Here is a 19,921-nt window from a genome sequence, read left to right as displayed (position 1 = left end):
TGAGGGCCTAGTACTAGTATCAGTAACCCATTAATTGCAGAAGGTTTTCTGCTGTTTTTATCGCCTCTTTTCGATTCGCGATATTGAGTTTCTGGTACAGGTTACGAATATGAGTTTTGATTGTGGTGCCCGCTACATCCAACTCCTGAGCAATTTGCTCGTTACTAAAGCCAGAATAGATTAGGCCAAGTACCTGCCATTCACGTTGAGTTAGTGGACTGGTGCGAACCAGCTCAGGAATATTCGGGTGGTTAACCAGCTTTTCAACAAATTCTTCATCAAAGTGAACCGAGCGGCTACGCTGAGTTGTCGAGATATCTTTGAGCAACTGCTGAGCGCGATGGCGTTCAAGATCACCCAACTCATTTTTGTTGACCAGCTTTTCGAGAATATGACCGATCTTGCCGCCTTCAACGAGGAAGTTGCCCAAAATACCCGTCTGATTCGTCAGTTCCAGTGCTTGTTTGAGCAGTAACTTAGCGCGCTCTTCATCTTGCTGTGTGGTCGCCAGTACAGCTTCAACAATCAGGTTGCGGTTATTGTCCGTGACCAGACTGTTGTGATTCGCTTGCTCTTGAAGGAATTTAAGCGTTTCAGCCGCTTCATCAAACATACCCAGATTGATCTGTGCACGAGAGATGTTACGCCACTGCAATTGAGTAAAGTGGTTACACGCTTTCTCTGGGCGAGGTGTGGTTTCCAGCCAATGTTGAATGGCTTCCATATCACCTCGTGCCTGCCAGAACAGAATCAAAGACAACGAAGCGTTCGCCGTCCAGTCAACATGGTAGGTGGACTGCTTCAGCAGGTGAACAATTTGCTCAATGAACTTGTTGGCTTTATCCAACTCACCACGCCCAATAGCGATGCGCGCCAGCATAGAGTAGCTATGTAAGTGCTTACTTGGACTGTGATTACCCAGTACATCTAAGCCTTTATATGCGCATTCCTCGGCTTCGTCGAGACGATTCCAACACCAGAAAATCTGTGCACGAATACGTAGCAGGAACTCATGCATTGGAACTTGCTGCAGTTGCTGCTCCTCGATTAGCTTGAAGGCGTTTTCCTGTACTTCAAAGGCAGCCTGTACATAGCCCTGAGCAATGAGAATTTCACTTTGCTGAAGCATCGCCCATAACGCTTGATGGTAAACCTGATACTGGCGAGCTAGTTTTTCGGTTTGCTGCATCATAGGCAGTGCGCGACTCAGATGGCCTAACACGTGGTTCACTTCACCAACAACGGACGTTGCGACAATGCGACTGCGATACACTGTGCTGTCGAGCTGTCCAAGAGACAGTTCAGCCAGCTCCAGTGCCTTTTCGGGTTCGTTCTGGTTAATCGCGACCTGAGCACGTAAGGCGTTAAACTCGCCCTGCTCTTTGGTGCTTAATGTGACGTTGAAGGCTTTCATTTGCTCATCCGCTTTGGATAGCAGGTCACCAACATCGTTATACCTGTGCTGACTTTGCGCTAACCAGGCCTGCAACATGCACAATTTCGGTTCACTATAGAGTTGCTCAGGGGCGAGGGTGTTAATCGCTTTTTCTACAGTTTGAAGCTCGCCGCTGTTGAACATTTTCCAGCCATATTGGCTCAAGATGTCGGCAGTTAATTGGCGGTTTCCTGCTTTTTGAGCATGACGAAGTGCTTGGTGAGGAGAAGAAAGCTTTAACCATGCTTGAGCCGCAGTCTGATGCAGTTCTTGCTCTTGCTGAGGTATACGAGCAGAGCGCTCATGAGCTAGAAATTCAGCAAACAAGTTGTGGAAGCGATACCAGTTTTGTTCGCCTTCAAGTGGGTGGATAAATAAGCCGTAGCGGTTGAGTGACTCAATCATGCTGAGAGCGTCATCACGTTTGGTCAAAGTCGATACCAGAGCATCATTAAAGTGATCAAGTACAGAACATTGCAGTAGAAATAAACGTGTTTCTGTATCTAAGAGATCGAACACTTCTTCAACCAGATAGTCCCACAGGTGAGCGTGATTAAATTGGGAAAAGGATTCAGCAGACTGAGCTAAGGTTTTGTGTTGATGCTGCGCCTGCAGTGCGATTAATTGCAGCGCTGACGGCCAACCTTCTACATAATTTCGTAAATTGTCGGCAGTCGCGTCGTCAATGCCATCAGCCACTCGTTGATTAAAAAAGCGAGTGGTTTCTTCGGTATCAAATGCCAAAAGGTCATCGCCAATCTCGATCATGAGGTCGCGAACACGCAGGTTTGCAGTCCCTAACGGTGGTGTTGCGCGACTGGTGACGACTAGCGTCAGGTTATCCGGCATGTGCTTGAGGAAAAAACGGATCGCTTCATGGATGTCATCATTAGAGATAAGGTGGTAATCATCCAAGACCAGATAGCACTCTTGGTGAAAATTGGCGATTTCAGCGAACACTTCACTAAATAGTGAGTGAAGAGAAGAAAACTGGCGCTTTTCAGCCAGTTTCTGAGAATTCGGACAAGCGTTGTGCGTGGCCTTGTTCAATGCTTGGATCAGATAGTTGATAAAGCGGAATGAGTCGTTGTCACTCTCATCTATACTGTACCAGCCCGTGTTGGTTTTGTCGGCTAACCACTGTGATGCCATGGTTGTTTTGCCATACCCTGCGGGCGAACGGAAAAGAATGAGTTTATAGCAGGGGGCTTGCTGTAATAAATCGAGAACTCTTGGGCGGACAATTGCGTTGTGTAAACGCCCTGGACGGGTTAATTTCGAAGGAATCCACATCTTCTTTTCCCTGTTCTGAAATACTCACAAATACCAATCTTTATTCGGAGTATGTTGATTAAAACTTAGTCAATCAGACCTAATGACAGGGATGTTACTTGAGAACAATAGCGACAGTTATTGATCAACCACCAGATTTTCGCGTATTTCACACTTTGCCTGCCTCTACGCCCTATATTTGTGATGTTTGTCACTTTATGTTGATTTTATAAGTGAGAGTTATCGCTCCTACCGCACCAAAAACAATGAAAGTTGCGTAAATCTTCCGCTCAATATGTGATCAGGTGAGCATATTGTTCAAATTATTGAGAATATGGACACCTAAGGTTCATACACCAAGGCTAAGGTGAATTTCGTTGATGGTGTGATCTTTATCACCAGAGCGAAGGTTTGAGCCCAATTGATTTGGGAGTTAGATCACGGAGCTTCTGGTCATACGCCCTCTACGCCCTGCATCCTCCTCCTAATGAGCTGTCGATATAGGAGGATGTTTTGGTTGTCATGTCAATGCACGATATGTCTCAGATGGATTAAAACCGATAAGTGAGATTTCTCTAATGAAACCTACGCAACAGAAAAAATTTGATAAAGCTTTGTTCCAAGAAAGCGTGAAGCAGCATCTATCGACTACTTACGCAAAGACGGAAGCGACTGCGACTCCGCGTGATTGGTACCTCGCGATGGGTCGAGCTTTGGCTGAGCTAACGACATTGGATCTACTAAAAACTGAACAAGACCCAAAGATTCAAAGCGCGAAAAGCGTTAACTACCTTTCTCTAGAATTCCTAATCGGTCGTCTTACAGGTAACAACCTAATCAGCATGGGTCTATACGAGCAGATCACTGATGCGATGGCTGACCTAGGTCATAACTTAACTGATCTACTTGAAGAAGAGCGCGACCCGTCACTAGGTAACGGCGGTCTAGGTCGTCTTGCGGCATGTTTTATGGATTCCTGTGCGGCACAAGAATTCCCAACGGTCGGCTACGGTCTGCACTATGAGTACGGTTTGTTTAAGCAATCATTTGAAGAAGGCCGTCAAAAAGAAGCACCAGACGCATGGCGTGGTGTTGAAGGCTACCCATGGGAAGTCGCTCGTCCAGAATTGGCACAAGAAATTGGTTTCTACGGTCACGTAGAAGTCAGCCACGAGAATGGCAAAGAAATTCGCAAGTGGGTCCCTGGCATGACAGTAAAAGCAATGCCTTGGGATCTGCCAATCGTTGGTTACGAATCAGATACAGTATACCCGCTACGTCTTTGGGAATGTCAGGCGATTGCACCATTCTCACTAGCAAGCTTTAACAACGGTGATTACTTTGAAGCGCAGCACTCGTTAATTGATGCTGGCAACATCACCAAAGTTCTTTACCCGAACGATAACCACGAGAAGGGTAAGACTCTACGCCTAATGCAGCAGTACTTCCACTCAGCGGCATCGGTACGCGATATTCTACGTCGCCATGAAGCCGCAGGTTTTGCACTGGCCGATCTTCCTAAGCAAGAAACTATCCAGCTAAACGATACGCACCCAACCATCGCTATCCCAGAGCTGATGCGCATCTTGATTGATGAGAAAGGTCTATCTTGGGACAAAGCGTGGGAAATCAGTGCAAGCACGTTTGCCTACACCAACCATACGCTACTTCCAGAAGCTCTAGAGACATGGCCAGAGTCGCTCATTCAGCGTCTACTGCCTCGTCACATGGAAATCATTTTCGAAATCAACCACCATTTCCTACAAGACGTACGTAAAATGTGGCCTGGTGATGGTGAGAAACAAGCTAAGCTGTCTATCATCCAAGAAGGTTTCAACCGCATGGTTCGTATGGCAAACCTATGTGTGATTGGTTCTTACAAAGTCAACGGTGTAGCAGCACTTCACTCTGAACTGGTTAAAAAAGATCTGTTCCCTGAGTTTAATGAAATCTTCCCAGGCAAACTGACTAACGTAACAAACGGTATTACGCCACGTCGTTGGTTGAAGTTCTGTAACCCGGGTCTATCTAACTTAATCTCAGACAAGATTGGTACTGAGTGGCCAGCTAAACTTGAACAGCTTGAAGGTATTGCTCAGTTTGCAACCGATGCGAAATTCCAAAAAGAGTTCATGGCCGTTAAGAAGCAAAACAAACAGCGTCTTGCGGATTGGGTTAAAGAGAACATGGGTATCGAGCTAGATACTAATGCTATCTTTGACGTGCAAATCAAGCGTCTGCACGAGTACAAGCGTCAGCACCTAGATCTGCTGCACATCTTGTCTCTATACCACCGTATCATTAACGAACCTGAGTTCGAATGTACGCCACGTGTTTGTTTCTTCGCAGCTAAAGCGGCGCCGGGTTACCACCTAGCGAAAGAGATCATCTTCGCGGTGAACAAGGTTGCTGAGAAGATCAACAACGACCCTCGTATCGGTAATAAGCTGAAAGTGGTATTCATTCCAGATTACCGCGTAAGCATGGCGGAAATCATCATTCCAGCGGCTGACGTTTCTCAACAAATCTCTCTAGCAGGTAAAGAAGCATCAGGTACGGGTAACATGAAAATGGCGCTTAACGGTGCATTGACTATCGGTACTATGGACGGTGCGAACGTTGAAATTCGTGAAGAAGTGGGTGATGAGAACATCTATATCTTTGGTCTAGACGTTGACGGTGTACAAGCGCTTAAAGCACAAGGTTACAACCCTTATGACTACTACCACGCGGACCCACTACTAAAAGCGTCACTTGACCTACTGTTGGGCGAAGAGTTCACCCCAGGTCAACCTGGTCTGTTACGTGCAACGTTTGACAGCTTGCTTGATGGCGGTGACCCGTACTTATGTTTGGCTGACTTTGCTTCTTACGTGCAAGCGCATGAAGACATGGGCAAACAATATAAAGATCAAGCGGGTTGGGCTCAGAAAGCCATTCTTAACACGGCCTTGGTTGGTAAGTTTACGTCAGACCGTTCAATTCGAGATTATGTAAACAATATCTGGAAATTAGAAGCGGTTAAGCGCTAATTCCACCGAAATAAGCCAAGGCTATTAAGCCTTGGCTCTCTTAATTACAAATAAATAAAAACCCTACATTTGAAGGTTACTGAATCCTTCGGAGAGAGCGATGAAAGAACAAAACGCATTACAACAAGTCGCTGAAATGGCAAGAATTGCCGACAGCTACGTTAGCGCGTGGGGAGATGAGGCAAAAGTAGACGAAGAAACGATTCGCTACTTATTGACGTCTTTAGGCTACGACACGACGAATGATGATACTCTTCTGCGATCGGCAGAGAAAAAACACAAGAAAGATGTGCTGGATTCAGTGCTGGTGGTCCGTGATGCTGAGCCAGTGGAAGTGGAACTTAATCTTGGCGCAAGTGCTCGTGAAAGCGAGTTCAGCTGGCGTTTAGATACCGAGCAGGGAGAGGTACTTGAAGGCTATCTTCAGTCTCAAATCGTTCGCGATGAACGTAAAGAGGGTGGCCCTTTAGTGTTTACATTACCGAGTGATTTGGCTTGGGGTTACCACAAGCTGACGATCACTCGCAAACGTCGGAAGTCCCCTTATGAGATGACTCTGATTGTCACACCGAGAGCTTGTTACAAACAGGATGACATCGAAAGTGGCAAAAAAATGTGGGGCCCGAGCATTCAGCTTTACACTTTGCGCACACAACATAACTGGGGAATGGGTGACTTTGGTGACCTGAAACAGCTGGTGGCTGATATTGCTTCCCGGGGCGGTGATTTTGTTGGCCTAAACCCAATTCATTCATTATTCCCGGCAAACCCTGAAGGCGCCAGCCCATATAGCCCGTCGTCACGCCGTTGGTTAAATATCCTATACATTGATGTTAGTTCTGTACCTGAGTTTGCATTGAGTATCGAAGCGCAACAGCGTGTTGGCAGTGCTGAATTCCAGCAGCGCTTACAAAAAGCGCGTGAATCGCATTGGGTGAATTACACCGAAGTGGCGGATCTCAAGTTGAGCGTCCTTCCGCTACTGTTTGATGAGTTCAAGAAGCGCCACTTGGATAAGAACACCGAGCGCGCTCAAACTTTCCTAGCGTTTGTTGAAGAAGGGGGCGATAGCCTGATGCATCAGGCTGCATTTGATGCTCTACATGCCTCTTTGCATGCTGAAAATGCTAATGTTTGGGGCTGGCCAGTTTTCCCAGATGAATTCCGCCGTTTTGAAAATACCGCTGTCCAAAAGTTTATTGAACAGAATCTCGATCAGGTTCATCTGTACATGTACCTGCAATGGATTGCGGATATCCAAATTAATGAAGCTCAGGCATTAGCTGAAGAGAAAGGTATGTCTGTCGGCCTATACCGTGATTTAGCGGTTGGTGTGGCTGATTCAGGCGCTGAAACCTGGGCTGATGACGGCAATCTTGTGATGGACGCCAGCATTGGTGCTCCGCCAGATATTCTGGGCCCTCTGGGCCAAAACTGGGGCTTACCGCCGCTTAACCCGCAAGTGCTTCAGGAAACCAGTTACGATGCCTACATCAAACTGCTGCGTGCCAATATGAAGCATTGTGGAGCACTGCGTATTGACCATGTCTTGGGCTTGTTGCGTTTGTGGTGGATACCTAAAGGTGAAAATGCGACCAAAGGTGCGTACATCTACTACCCCGTGGAAGATATGCTAGCGATTCTTGCGCTGGAATCTCATCGTCATCAATGCAGCGTTATTGGTGAAGATTTAGGTACAGTGCCAGATGAAATCGTGGAGATTTTGCGTGATGCAGGTGTTCATTCATACAAAGTGTTCTTCTTCGAAACGTCAGAAGACGACGGTGGTTACATTTCACCAGCTCATTATGCTGAGCAGTCTATGTCTGCGCTATGTACGCATGATATGCCGACTTTACGTGGCTTCTGGCACTGTGATGACTTAAAGATGGGCGAAGAGCTGGGTCTGTACCCAGATCCAGAGCAATTAAAGAACCTGTTCGCAGATCGTTTGGAAAGTAAACAAGGTATTTTGGATTCTGTGGCTTGGCACGGCTACCTTCCGGAAGGTGTGGGCCGAGATGCGCAGTACGTTCCTATGGACTCGTATCTGGCTGAGGCTTTGCAATTGCACGTAGCTGCAGGCTCATCAACATTGCTCAGTGTTCAGTTAGAAGATTGGTTGGAAATGGATAAGCCGGTCAACATTCCAGGCACGGTTGATGAGTATCCAAACTGGCGTCGTAAACTGTCAATGAATTTGGATGAAGTATTTGCTCGTGAAGAGGTAAATCGCATTGCCCATAAGTTGACGGAAGTTCGCGCAAAAGCGAGTAATTAACAGGCTCTTATCGCGGATAACATAGAAAAATATCGACTCTATCACTCTATGTTAAACCGGAATGCGGTAAACTTTTAGATGCTATATTAAGCCCGCATTTTTAGCGGGCTTTTGTTTATAAAAACCAGAAGCTGTTTACGTTGCGCTTCGATTTAAACGCCTGTTAGTCAGCGTTGCCGTCCGCAATGATCCACCTCAAAGATGTAAGCAGACTTTCGGCTATTTTCAGAAAGTTAGGTTAGGGAGAGAATAACTTGAAAGCGGCAACATTAGATAAGAAAACCAGATTGTATAACCAACTTTCGCATGCTTCGTTTGCGGATCCATTTTCTTTTATTGGTCCATATCTTGAACCTAAGCAAGGTGGGTTACGGGTGTGGATGCCCGGTGCGGACAAGGTTGAATTAGTGATTGACGGCGAAGATAGAATCGAGCTTGAACGCGAAGATGCGTCCGGTTTTATCTTGACTCAAGAAAGAGATTTAACTCAAACGCATTATCAGCTTGCTGTTCATTGGTCAGGCTCAGAGCAGATCGTCGATGATCCCTACCAATATCATACTATCTATGCAGAGTATGATGATCTGCATACGCCTAAAGACATGTACCATCACATGGGGTCACAGTTTGTGACTTTAGAGCGTGGTGGTAAACAAATCTCGGGCGTTCGTTTTCTGGTATACGCCCCTCATGCCTCGGCATGTAGTTTGGTGGGTGAGTTTAACCAGTGGGATGGTCGACGAACGCCTATGCAGCGCCTCGATTATGGTATTTGGGGCATCTTTATTCCGAACTTGAAAGAAGGGACTCAGTATAAATTTGAGTTGAAAGGGCCAAATGGTGAAGGCCTACCGCATAAGGCTGACCCTTGGGGAGCGTATGCGGAACAGTATCCTTCCTTTGCATCGGTAACTTATGATCACTCTCGCTACGACTGGCAAGATACTCAGTGGCAAAGCCGACCGGTTACTGAAAAGCGTAAGGAAGCGTTGTCTTTTTACGAGCTTCACGCGGGTTCATGGCGTCGTAATGCTAATGGCGATTTTTTGAATTACCGTGAACTGGCTGATCAGCTTATTCCTTATCTGGTCGATATGGGTTATACCCATGTTGAGTTAATGCCCGTCTCTGAGCATCCATTCTACGGTTCTTGGGGTTATCAGCCTGTGGGGCTATTTGCTCCTACCAGCCGATTTGGTTCGCCGGATGACTTTAAATATTTCGTTGATCAGTGTCACCAAGCTGAAATTGGTGTGGTACTAGACTGGGTTCCAGCTCATTTCCCTTCCGACGATCACGGACTGGCCAATTTCGACGGTACACCGCTTTTCCATGATCCGGATCCGCGACGAGGTTGGCATCAGGACTGGAATTCCTACATTTACGACTTAGGCCGTGAGCACGTGCGTCGCTTCTTAGTATCTAATGCTCTGTACTGGTTTGAGCAATTCCATATTGATGGTATCCGAGTGGATGCTGTCGCATCGATGCTTTACCTTGATTACTCGCGAAGTCATGATCAGTGGATCCCAAATGTCGATGGTAGCAATGAAAACTATGATGCCATTGCAACGCTAAAATGGATGAATGAGGAAGTGTATAAGTACTTCCCGAATGCGATGACTATTGCGGAAGAATCGACGGCATTCCCAGGGGTTTCTGCTCCAACCTTTATGGGCGGTTTGGGTTTCGGCTTTAAGTGGAATATGGGCTGGATGCATGACTCGCTTTCCTACATCAAAGAAGATCCTGTTCATCGAAAATACCACCACGATACCATCACGTTTCCGCTAGTTTATGCACATAGCGAAAACTATGTTCTTTCTTTGTCACATGATGAAGTGGTGTATGGCAAAGGGTCGATTCACAACAAAATGCCAGGTGACGAATGGCAACAGACGGCGAATTTGCGCGCTTATCTTGGTTACATGTACGGCCAACCGGGTAAGAAGCTCAACTTTATGGGAGCAGAGATTGGTCAGACGGCTGAATGGAATCACGACGATCAACTGCAATGGTTCCTGCTGGAATTCGAACGTCATCAAGGTGTGCAAGCGCTCACTCGCAATCTGAATAAGTTGTATACATCTGAACGTGCGATGCATGAACTGGATTGTGAACCACGTGGTTTCGAATGGCGTTTGCAGGATGCGGCTGAGTCTTCCATTCTTGCCCACGAACGTTTAAGCGATAATGGGGAGCGCATTTTGGTTATTACCAACTTTACCCCTGTTCCTCACGATAAGTTCCGACTGGGTGTGCCGTTGGCGGGTGAGTATGAACTGCTGCTTAATACCGATGACCAGTGCTATAACGGTAGTGGTTATGAGGTGAAACAGTGTGCGGTGACAGAAATGGTTGAGAGTGAAAGCCAGCCACAGTCGTTGTCCCTCAGATTGCCACCATTAGCGACGGTGTTTTACAAGTTGAAGTAAGCTTTGGAAGATGAGCGCAAATACTAGATTTGCGCTCTAAATACTCGGGTGATGGTTTCTTCCCTAATAGATTAGTGAGTAACTGGTATTTTCACTAAAACGAAAAATTGACATTAGGCGGATTGAAACTTGGTAAAACTCATCATTTCCTGACAGAGGCAGAATACTCTTACAGTATGTCGTATCAGGAAGTGCGTTATGAATTATTATCCAAACGAGCAGATCCTTGCAGAACAAAGATTTGGGTTTGGTCCTCAATTAGGAAGACCGACCTCACCACTGGTGCATCAGCTAGAGGGTGTGAGTTATCTTCACCCTAGCATTCAAGCCTTACCAAGTACCAAAGAGATTCTGACTCAACTTGGTGAAAGCCAAGCGCAACGAACCAAAGTTAAAAATGATGAGGTGAAAAAGCGTGAGCTGCAAGAGCAACTTCAGGCTTTTTATCGTCAGCACTATCGCCAGCAGATCGAAGCTCGGCATCAACAAAGCATTTATACTCCATACGGATTTCAAGAACGCTTAATCCAGTTTTGGAGCAATCATTTTGCCATATCCGTCGACAATCGACGCTTGATGCCACTGGCTTCCAAAATTGAGAACGATGTTGTTCGTCAACACTGGAGTGGTAACTTCAGCGATATGCTCATGGGCGTATCAAAGCACCCAGCGATGTTAATGTATTTGGATAATCAGGCATCGACCGGCCCTAACTCCAAGCTTGGCAAACGACGTGGTAAAGGGTTGAATGAGAATCTGGCTCGTGAAATCCTTGAACTTCATACCCTAGGCGTCGATAGCTCTTATACGCAGCAGGACGTGATTGAACTAGCAAAGGCGATTTCTGGTTGGAGCATCAAACTCAAATCACCTGATGTCGGTTTTCGCTTTGTACCGAGCATGCATGAGCCAGGGGCGGTGAAGGTTATGGGCCGCACTTATGCGCAAAAAGGAATAGAACAAGGCGAAGCTTGCCTCCAAGCGTTAGCGCTGCATCCTGATACCGCGCAGCACCTAGCGACTAAATTATGCCAACATTTCTTTGGTCGCTCCTACCCTGAGCTTGAGGCGGCAATGGCTAATGCTTATTTAAAATCTGCAGGAGAGCTGCGTCCTGTATACCAAGTGTTGATCGAAAGTGAGCCAGCAGGTTCCGCTGAGCCGATGCGATTTCGTACGCCTAAAGAATGGTTGTTTGCTGTTCTGCGCAGCGCGCAAATTAGTATCAGTGATAAACAAGCGATGAATGTGTTGAATGTGTTAGGGCAGCCGGCATTCAATCCGGGCTCCCCCGCAGGTTGGCCAGACCGAGACAAAGACTACAATAGTCCTTCTGCTCTAACACAGAAGTTACAAGTCGCTAATATGTTGGCGGCCAAAGCGGTCAAGCAGGCTAAAGCGAGTAACATCCAACCGCAAAAAATGGTCGATGACGTGATCTCACAGCTCTATGGCGCCTACCTGGATGAACATACTCAGCTGGTACTGAGTAAAACCAAGAACCCAATGATGCAGCTATCGCTATTTTGGCTCAGTCCGCAGTTTCAGTATCGCTAAGGAGAATCATGATGTCATCTACCTTGCCTAATAGACGCCGCTTCTTGCAAAGTGCTGCTGCACTGAGTCTGAGCTCATTGCTACCCATGCCTGTGTTTGCCAAATCACGTTCCGACAACCTGTTTATCTGGATATCTCTGCGTGGTGCGATGGATGGTCTAAATGTGGTGGTGCCTTATGGTGATAAAGCATATGCGTCGCTTAGGCCAACCATTGGGCTCCATGAGGGGCAGTTACTGAACTTAGATGGCTTTTTTGGTCTTCACCCTGCTCTTAAAGCTTGTCACCAGTGGTATCAGGCACGGGAGATCAGTTTTGTTCATGCATGTGCCACTCCTTATCGAGAGCGTTCCCACTTTGATGGTCAGAAGATACTTGAAAATGGCACATTAGATCCCTTCTATGCGGAAGGTTGGCTCAACCGATTGCTAAGTATTGAAAGCCGGAATCAGGCCATTGCCATTGACTCTGGCCTTCCACTTATCATGCAGGGAGAAGCTAGAGTCGACAGTTGGTATCCAAACCGACTGAAAACACGAGAGCGTCAAACGGAGCTACTTGAACAACTGCTTCAATCTGACGCCACCTTGTCGTCTAACTTTGAAAGTATGATGAAAATCGACAAACTGGTAGGGGACGGAGGTGTGGGTAAGCAGTTTCAATCCCTAACGCAGAAGACTGGAGAAATTTTGGCGGATCCAGCAGGGCCGAATATTGCGGCTTTGGAGTTGGGAGGGTGGGATACCCATGCTAATCAAGGCAGTGTTAACGGTAGATTGAGTAATCAGTTGAAGTTATTGGATGCTGGTCTAGCATCTCTAAAACAAGCGCTAGGCAAGCAATGGCAACGGACAGTTGTGATAGCCGCGAGCGAATTTGGCCGTACTGCGCGTGAAAACGGCACCATGGGGACGGATCATGGTACGGCGAATGTAATGTTCGTGGCTGGTGGGGCGATTAGAGGCGGAGAAGTACTAGGCCATTGGCCTGGCTTGGCGGAAGCTGACTTATATCAAGGGCGTGATCTCAAACCGACCACAGATACACGCTCAGTGATCAAAGGGGTACTGGGCCCACATTTATCGGTTACCTCGAAGAAACTCGAAACCATCTTTCCAGACAGCCAGAAAGCGAAAGCACTGCGATTTGAGTTCGTAGGGATGAGTTAGGAGGAAAGGAAGAGACATCAGATGGAATGGCAAATAGCTATTTTAAAGTGGTAATGTCGATAAGTGATCGAGTTCATATTTGTTAGCTAGAATTAAGACCTGTGTAGTGCTTATTACACAGGTCTTTACTGACATGATTATTGTTTTATCAAAGCTAATTCAGCATCATCATGCAAGATCGTCCAAAAAGCTTGTTTATCGACATCGTAACCAACAATCAACTCACTATCACAATTTGTTCCCGTATTGGGTGGAGTATCCAAGTAGGTATCTTCGTATGGTAAAGTCAACACACAGTCTTTTGATACCATGGGAACCCATTGATTATCTTTATACGTGGCTAAAGCTACCTTATCAACTGTTTGGGATTGAGGTAAGTCGAACTCTACACTGTACGCAACGGCTTTTTGTTGGTTGATATCCCAATCCTTTGTGGCGTTGCTAGGCATTGGCTCGGCAGGTTTATCCCAATCATCATGAGTGGTTTTGACTCCTTCTTCGACTTCAATGTCTAAGCGGCCACCATTGGCATCTTGATAGGTCCCTGTATGGGTTGTCATTCCGGATATAATTAATACATCAGACAGCATGTTTTTGGTAGTGGTGTCATCCCAGCTTAGAGTGATGTGCTTTTTCATATCCATGGAAGTCGGTGGAATTTTAAATTCAGTATTGTCAATAATACCTTCTACAGCACGTTCTTTAGCATTAAAATTGGGTGTCCATGGTTCATGATCTTGGTACAAGTAGTTATGCATTCTTGCCCATAGTGCGCTTGGTGTTTTCGCTCGACTTTGTTCATCCCAACCAATTGCTGTTTCAGCATTAATGACTCTATTGAATAATGTATTTTGCCCACCAAGAATACGGGCATGTAGCTGATTTGAGTCAACGCATGGCGTCGTTCTAAAGGAGAAATCATGCCCATCAGGACGAGCATCTCCCGTCTCCATTTTGGCTTCGATTGTGATGGCATCGACAATTTTTTCGCAGCGGTTTGTTGTGCGATCAAATTTATCCATCAGGATCCAGTCCGGTGTTTGTAGCTCTTTAGGTCCTTCACTATTGTTTTTAATGGTGTGAGGTGTAACGAAAGCCTCATAGGTTATGCGTTCACCACTTATGGTGTATTGAGGTGCGTTGACATCAAAATGTTCTGAAGTGTCATCAAAAGTCCCCATTTTCATTTGGATGATGTTTTGGACAAAATCTCGCTCTCCATAGCGAAAGTTGTAGCCTTTATATGATGCGTTGCCAGAAATTACTTGGGTGTAAACAGGAATACGATAGTTACCGCCTGTTGGGGTGGAGCCTTTTGTATCGATCAGATATTCAGGTGCATCAATTGTTGAACGTTGGTATAAATGTTCATGGCCTTGGTTCCAAATAATGTCGTTTTGGAAGAAGAACTCTCTGATTTCATCCCAGTGCTCTTCAAGTAGCTCTCCGCGTACATCGTTTTTGTTCCCTTCAACAATCAGCTCCCGAGTTTGGCCATACTTAGCCCCGATAAGACCATCATGGCTATTGATGAAAATATGTTCAACATCATCTCGGTGTTCAGCCACTACCTGCTTTATCCATTCATAAGCAAAGGCGAGTTCCCAGTAAGAAATCTGAATCATCAATACATTTTCACGTTTTACGTAGTAATTGATCCATTCTTTTTTAGGTTGGTGGACTGCATCTTTGGGAATGAACTCAGACATATAGTCAATCCAATCCACCATGAAACTATACGACTCTTCGTGGTTACCCATAAGAGGTAAGAACTCAAGCCCTTTTTCTTGGTATTCACGCGCGATGCTAGTCCAGCTTTCAAATTCAGATTGATTGCCTTGATCGACTAGATCGCCGACAGCGATCACGACATTTACGCCATTTTCTAGGTGCTTATCCAATACGGCTCTCATAGTATGCTCCGCCACGGTAACACCATCTGCTTGCGTGTCAGGGAGTATACCCACCTTTAATGTACTCTCTTGGGTAAGGTTGTGTTCTGATTCTCGTGTATCGTCGTCTGTATCGAAATCACAGCCAGTTAAAGTATGCGAAATGAGTAAAGCTAACAGGATTTTTTTCATTTTTCATTAACGGTTTATTAAAAAGAGAAAAATCTTATCTAGGAATTATTAAAAAAATATTCTCTTATTATTAAGATAACATAATAATGGATAATGATTATTTTTTGTTTTTGGTTTTACTCTATAAATCATGGTGCATGGCATATATCAATATAAATATTGTTTTTTATTGTGTTTATATATTGTTTGTTAAATTAAAAAATAATTAGATATAATTTAATAAAACTCATTTCATGTCTTTAGTTTATTGTTGTCTTTATATCTATTAAAATTTATCTCTTGTATTTAATTAAATATAAATAAATTATAATTGATAAGTTTGGCATTATAATTAATTGTCTTTGTTTATATAATTAATAGTTAAAAGGGGGCGTCAAAGCTAAAAATGTGATTTTTTTCTCAGAAAAATAAGTGGGTTATACATATCTTTAAAATGGTGGAAAGCAGTGGATTATTTTTCCGTTGTACTGTTTTATGATTATTTTAATCTAATTTAAACTATCAAATTCACTCCACTTAATATTGAAGTTGAAATAAGGAATACCCATGAAGAAGGGCTTTAAAGTCTCTGCATTAGCTACTAGCTGTCTATTGGCATTAGTAGGGTGTAATGACGATACAATGAGCATTGATGAACAAGCGAAAGCTATTACGCAATCAATGACTCTTGAAGAAAAAATTGCTCAGAAAATTGTTATGTCTTTTCGTTACTGGTGTGACGATGGCAACGCAGAGTGTACGGATGGCCTGACAGAAATAAATGACAGTGTTCGCCATGTCATTGAACACAATAAAGTGGGTGGGGTGATTTTATTTAGCAGTAACCTTGTTGATACAGACCAGACAGCAGAACTTATCTGGAATATGCAAGATGCTGTTGAAGATGAGCAGCCGGTTGGCCTGTTCATGACCATAGATCAAGAAGGTGGTAATGTGGTTCGCCTTCCGCGTACCCAAGGCACTAACTTACCGGGCAACATGGCACTGGGTTCAGCCTACCTTAACAGCGGTGATTCACAATTGGCGTATGATGCTGGCAAGGTATTAGCAACAGAAATAGGATCTGTTGGCTTTAACGTCAATTTTGCCCCTGTGGTTGATGTTCAGTCTAACCCACTTAACCCAGTGATTAATGTTCGATCTTATGGTGAAGACCCAGAAGCAGTCGGTATTCTTGGCGGCCAAGCGGCACAAGGCATGGCAGCCGCTAATGTTATTGGTGCCTTCAAGCACTTCCCGGGCCATGGCGATACTGCAGTTGACTCTCATTACGGCTTACCGATTGTAGATAAAACCTTAGAAGAAGCCCATGCCATTGATTTAGCGCCATACAAGACAGCGATTGAACAAGGTGTAGCACCGGACATGATCATGACGGCGCACATCCAATACCCGGCACTTGACGATTCAACCATCACCAGTAGCGTAACCGGTGAGGAGATGTTGGTTCCGGCAACCCTGTCTTACAAAATTCAAACTGAGCTGCTACGTGAAGAGCTCAATTACCAAGGCCTGACCATTACTGACGCGTTAGACATGGCAGGTATTGCTGATTACTTTGGCGAAGCTGAAGCGGTTATCAAGACTTTCCAAGCAGGAGTGGATATCGCTTTAATGCCAACTTTGTTCCGCACAACAAGTGGTGAAAATCAGCTTACGGAACTGATTGATGAAGTGGTTGAAGCCGTTGAACTTGGTGAACTCTCCGAAGCTGATATCGATCGCTCCGTTGAGCGTATTATCACCACAAAGCTTGAGCGTAATATCCTCAATCATAATGGCGCACAACTATTGACTGATATTCAATCGCAAGCTCAAGAAATCATCGGTAATGATGAGCACCAAGCGATTGAAAAAGACATCACTGATAAAGCCATGACTTTGATCACTAATGAAGGTGATCTATTACCGCTTCCTGCACATAGCATTGGCAAAGTACACATCATCATGCCTGATGCTGGCGAAGGTGATGAAGCTGAAGCACTGAAAGCTGCGCTTATCGAACATGGCGTGACCAATGTATCTGGTGTAATAATTGCCAATACCCTAGAAGAAATTGAAAAGCGTAAGATTGACGATGCTGACACCATCATTGTGGGTACTTCTGCCACGGAAGCAACACCTGTTGAAGATAATGGTGATTACGGAGTATCAAACAACAAGCTCGCGCAAGCTAACTCTGGTTCACTAGTGTTTAACGTCAATGAAACGCAAAGTAAGGTAGAAGTGGATAATAACCAGTTTGCCTACAACATGATGGATTATGCGTACAACCATGCTAAAGATAAAAATGTGATTCATCTAACCATGCGTGCACCATACGATGAAATTACTTTTGATGAAGTATCTCACAGCACTATTGCTACCTATAACTACTATGGTGTTGATGATAACGGTGTTGACCTAGGTGCCAATGCAATGGATGCAGCTGCCCGTGTGATTCTGGGTGATCTCAACCCAGCTGGCAAACTGCCAGTCAACATCTTCGAGCAAAATGAAGATGGTGAAATGGGCGATCTTAAGTACGAAATTGGCCACGGACTTAGCTACCCACAATAACCACTATGCCCTCAGCCCTTTCCCTCGCGGGGAAGGGCTTTTTATTGCCCTACGTTCCAATCTGACTATGGAACTTAACTATAAGGAAATAACATGAAACGAATACTCTCCTTAGCTGTATTGACTAGCGTTCTGATCGTTAGCGGCTGTGATGAAGAGGATGTCAGTGAAAACGCTCAGATTAAAGTGGGTGTGGATCAAACTGAAGAATACTTACCTTATCTTGAAGGTAAACGGGTAGGTTTGGTGGTTAACCCAACCTCACATACTCAAGATGGTACTCATACCATTGATACCATGCTAGCGCATGGAGTTAATGTGACGACTTTATTTGCCCCAGAACACGGTATTCGTGGCGATCATGATGCTGGGGACCATGTCGAAGATGGCATCGACCCAGATACTGGCCTACCTATCATCTCTTTGCACGGCGATAATAAAAAGCCAACTCCTGAAGATTTAGAAAACGTCGATGTTATGGTATTTGACATGCAAGATGTCGGTGTCCGTTTTTATACTTATATCAGTACCATGCAATATGTTATGGAGGCTTCTGCTGAAAATGATCGTCAAGTGCTGATCCTTGATCGTCCCAACCCGAATGGGCACTACATCGCAGGCCCTATTATGGAAGAGGAACACTCGTCTTTTGTTGGTATGGCTCCGATTCCTGTTGTTCACGGCCTAACTGTGGGTGAACTGGCTCTGATGATTAATGGCGAGCGCTGGATGGCCAACGAAATTCAACTTAACGATGAAGATCTGAAAGTGGTCGAGGTGCCGGAATATACTCACAGTACGCCTTACTCACTACCTACGCCACCGTCACCAAACTTGCAAACCGATGAAGCGGTTCAATACTACCCAACCTTGGGATTGTTTGAAGCGACCACCATCAGCGTCGGTCGTGGTACCGATACTCCCTTTGAAGTCATTGGTTACCCGGATCCAGATCTGTACATAAACTACGAATTTCAAATTGAGGATGATCCTGCAGCTTGGCCACAACAAGGTGAGTATGTATGGGGAGAAAGCTACCGTATCGCCCCACCGGAAGACACCAAATTCACCCTAGAGCCATTATATCGTTGGTACTGGAAAATGCGTGCACTTGGCTATGAAGACAGCTGCGCAGAGTTAGATGCAGAAGGTCACGTATGTATTGTTGATCGCCCTTGGTGGTTGGCACAATTGATTGGTACTGAGTCAGTGTTAGACGAAATCCGCAATGGCACCCCATACGAGGAAATCGAAGCAAGCTGGGAGCCCGCATTAGACGAATATCGCGGTATGCGTGAAAAATACCGTTTATACCCTGAGTAAAATAGGTTACCTCTGCCGCCTAGTTGACACGATTAGGCGGCAAATTGAGCTTTCTCACTCCCACCTTTACTTACGATTCTTGCCACATCCGCGCAATTACTCAGGTCATAATAAAGTTGAACTATGTTAATCAATGACGGTTAGGTCGGGTTAGGCAAAACACAAAATCGATATTGAATTAAGCACAGTGATTCTATTTGCACTACTATGGATGAAACCAATAAAGGAGTCTCTGTAATGGAACCTAGAATCAGCATTATTACGCTTGGCGTCAGCCAGCTTAAAACCTCGTTTAACTTTTATACGAAGCTTGGTTTTGAATCGGCTCAAACACCGGAAGAAGGCATCGTATTTTTCAAAACTCGCGGGACTTGTTTAGCGCTATATCCTCTTGAAGCATTAGCAGATGATGTCTCGCCCGACTTTACCGCAAAACGGGCAGGTTTTAGTGGTATTACGTTGGCGCATAACACGCGAAGTAAAGATGAAGTGGATGACATTCTACGTGTCGCTGTCGAGGCAGGGGGCAAGCTTGTCAAACCAGCACAAGACGTATTCTGGGGAGGATATAGCGGTTACTTCTCCGATCCCGATGGCTATCTATGGGAAGTCGCTTATGGCGACTGTTGGGAGTTTAATGATGATGGCAGTCTCGTTATCTGATGAAAACTCAAGCTCAGAGTTCTGGCTCAGAGCCTTTCATGTAAGCATGTGGGAAAGAACAAGATAGCAGTGGATACAGTACAAGCCGACAGGCTAGTGGAATTCATGGCT

The 19,921-nt window shown here is 45.2% G+C and carries 10 protein-coding genes; 8 read left to right on the top strand and 2 right to left on the bottom strand.

The features are described from left to right. Window positions 1-19: 19 nt before the first annotated feature. Window positions 20-2,728 (bottom strand): HTH-type transcriptional regulator MalT, encoded by a 2,709-nt coding sequence (gene malT / locus L1D15_RS06070; RefSeq protein WP_239875007.1) that lies wholly within the window; start codon window positions 2,726-2,728, stop codon window positions 20-22. A gap of 557 nt (window positions 2,729-3,285) precedes the next feature. Here malT and L1D15_RS06065 point away from each other — a divergent pair. From L1D15_RS06065 to L1D15_RS06045, 5 genes are all read left to right on the top strand, one after another. Beyond that, window positions 3,286-5,739, top strand: coding sequence for a glycogen/starch/alpha-glucan phosphorylase (locus L1D15_RS06065; RefSeq protein ID WP_239869609.1), 2,454 nt, complete (start codon window positions 3,286-3,288; stop codon window positions 5,737-5,739). A gap of 100 nt (window positions 5,740-5,839) precedes the next feature. Beyond that, complete coding sequence (malQ, locus tag L1D15_RS06060; RefSeq protein WP_239875006.1) at window positions 5,840-8,020, top strand: 4-alpha-glucanotransferase; 2,181 nt, start codon at window positions 5,840-5,842, stop codon at window positions 8,018-8,020. A gap of 254 nt (window positions 8,021-8,274) precedes the next feature. Beyond that, entirely contained in the window at window positions 8,275-10,455 is a 2,181-nt protein-coding gene (gene glgB / locus L1D15_RS06055; protein ID WP_239875005.1) for a 1,4-alpha-glucan branching protein GlgB, read from the top strand. A gap of 198 nt (window positions 10,456-10,653) precedes the next feature. Further along, window positions 10,654-12,012 carry a DUF1800 domain-containing protein gene (locus L1D15_RS06050; RefSeq protein ID WP_239875004.1) on the top strand — a complete coding sequence of 453 codons (1,359 nt, stop codon included), beginning with the start codon at window positions 10,654-10,656 and terminating at the stop codon, window positions 12,010-12,012. 11 nt (window positions 12,013-12,023) lie between these two features. Beyond that, the gene (locus L1D15_RS06045; RefSeq protein WP_239875131.1) at window positions 12,024-13,181 is read left to right on the top strand and encodes a DUF1501 domain-containing protein; all 1,158 of its coding nucleotides are present in this window, start codon (window positions 12,024-12,026) and stop codon (window positions 13,179-13,181) included. A 137-nt stretch (window positions 13,182-13,318) separates the two neighbouring features. On the opposite strand, the gene L1D15_RS06040 is transcribed toward L1D15_RS06045, so the two are convergent. Then, a complete protein-coding gene (locus L1D15_RS06040; protein WP_239875003.1) occupies window positions 13,319-15,265 on the bottom strand; it encodes a metallophosphoesterase in 1,947 nt (648 codons plus the stop codon). 546 nt (window positions 15,266-15,811) lie between these two features. On the opposite strand from L1D15_RS06040, the gene L1D15_RS06035 reads away from it, so the two are divergent. From L1D15_RS06035 to L1D15_RS06025, 3 genes are all read left to right on the top strand, one after another. Beyond that, entirely contained in the window at window positions 15,812-17,824 is a 2,013-nt protein-coding gene (locus L1D15_RS06035; protein ID WP_239863528.1) for a glycoside hydrolase family 3 protein, read from the top strand. A gap of 93 nt (window positions 17,825-17,917) precedes the next feature. After that, complete coding sequence (locus tag L1D15_RS06030) at window positions 17,918-19,147, top strand: DUF1343 domain-containing protein (RefSeq protein ID WP_239875002.1); 1,230 nt, start codon at window positions 17,918-17,920, stop codon at window positions 19,145-19,147. Between the two features lie 237 nt (window positions 19,148-19,384). Beyond that, window positions 19,385-19,810 (top strand): VOC family protein, encoded by a 426-nt coding sequence (locus L1D15_RS06025; RefSeq protein ID WP_239875001.1) that lies wholly within the window; start codon window positions 19,385-19,387, stop codon window positions 19,808-19,810. Window positions 19,811-19,921 lie beyond the last annotated feature (111 nt).

Source organism: Vibrio sp. Isolate25, from assembly GCF_022398025.1.
Taxonomy (GTDB): Bacteria; Pseudomonadota; Gammaproteobacteria; order Enterobacterales; family Vibrionaceae; genus Vibrio; species Vibrio coralliilyticus_A.
This window is presented reverse-complemented; position numbering and strand designations above follow the sequence as displayed.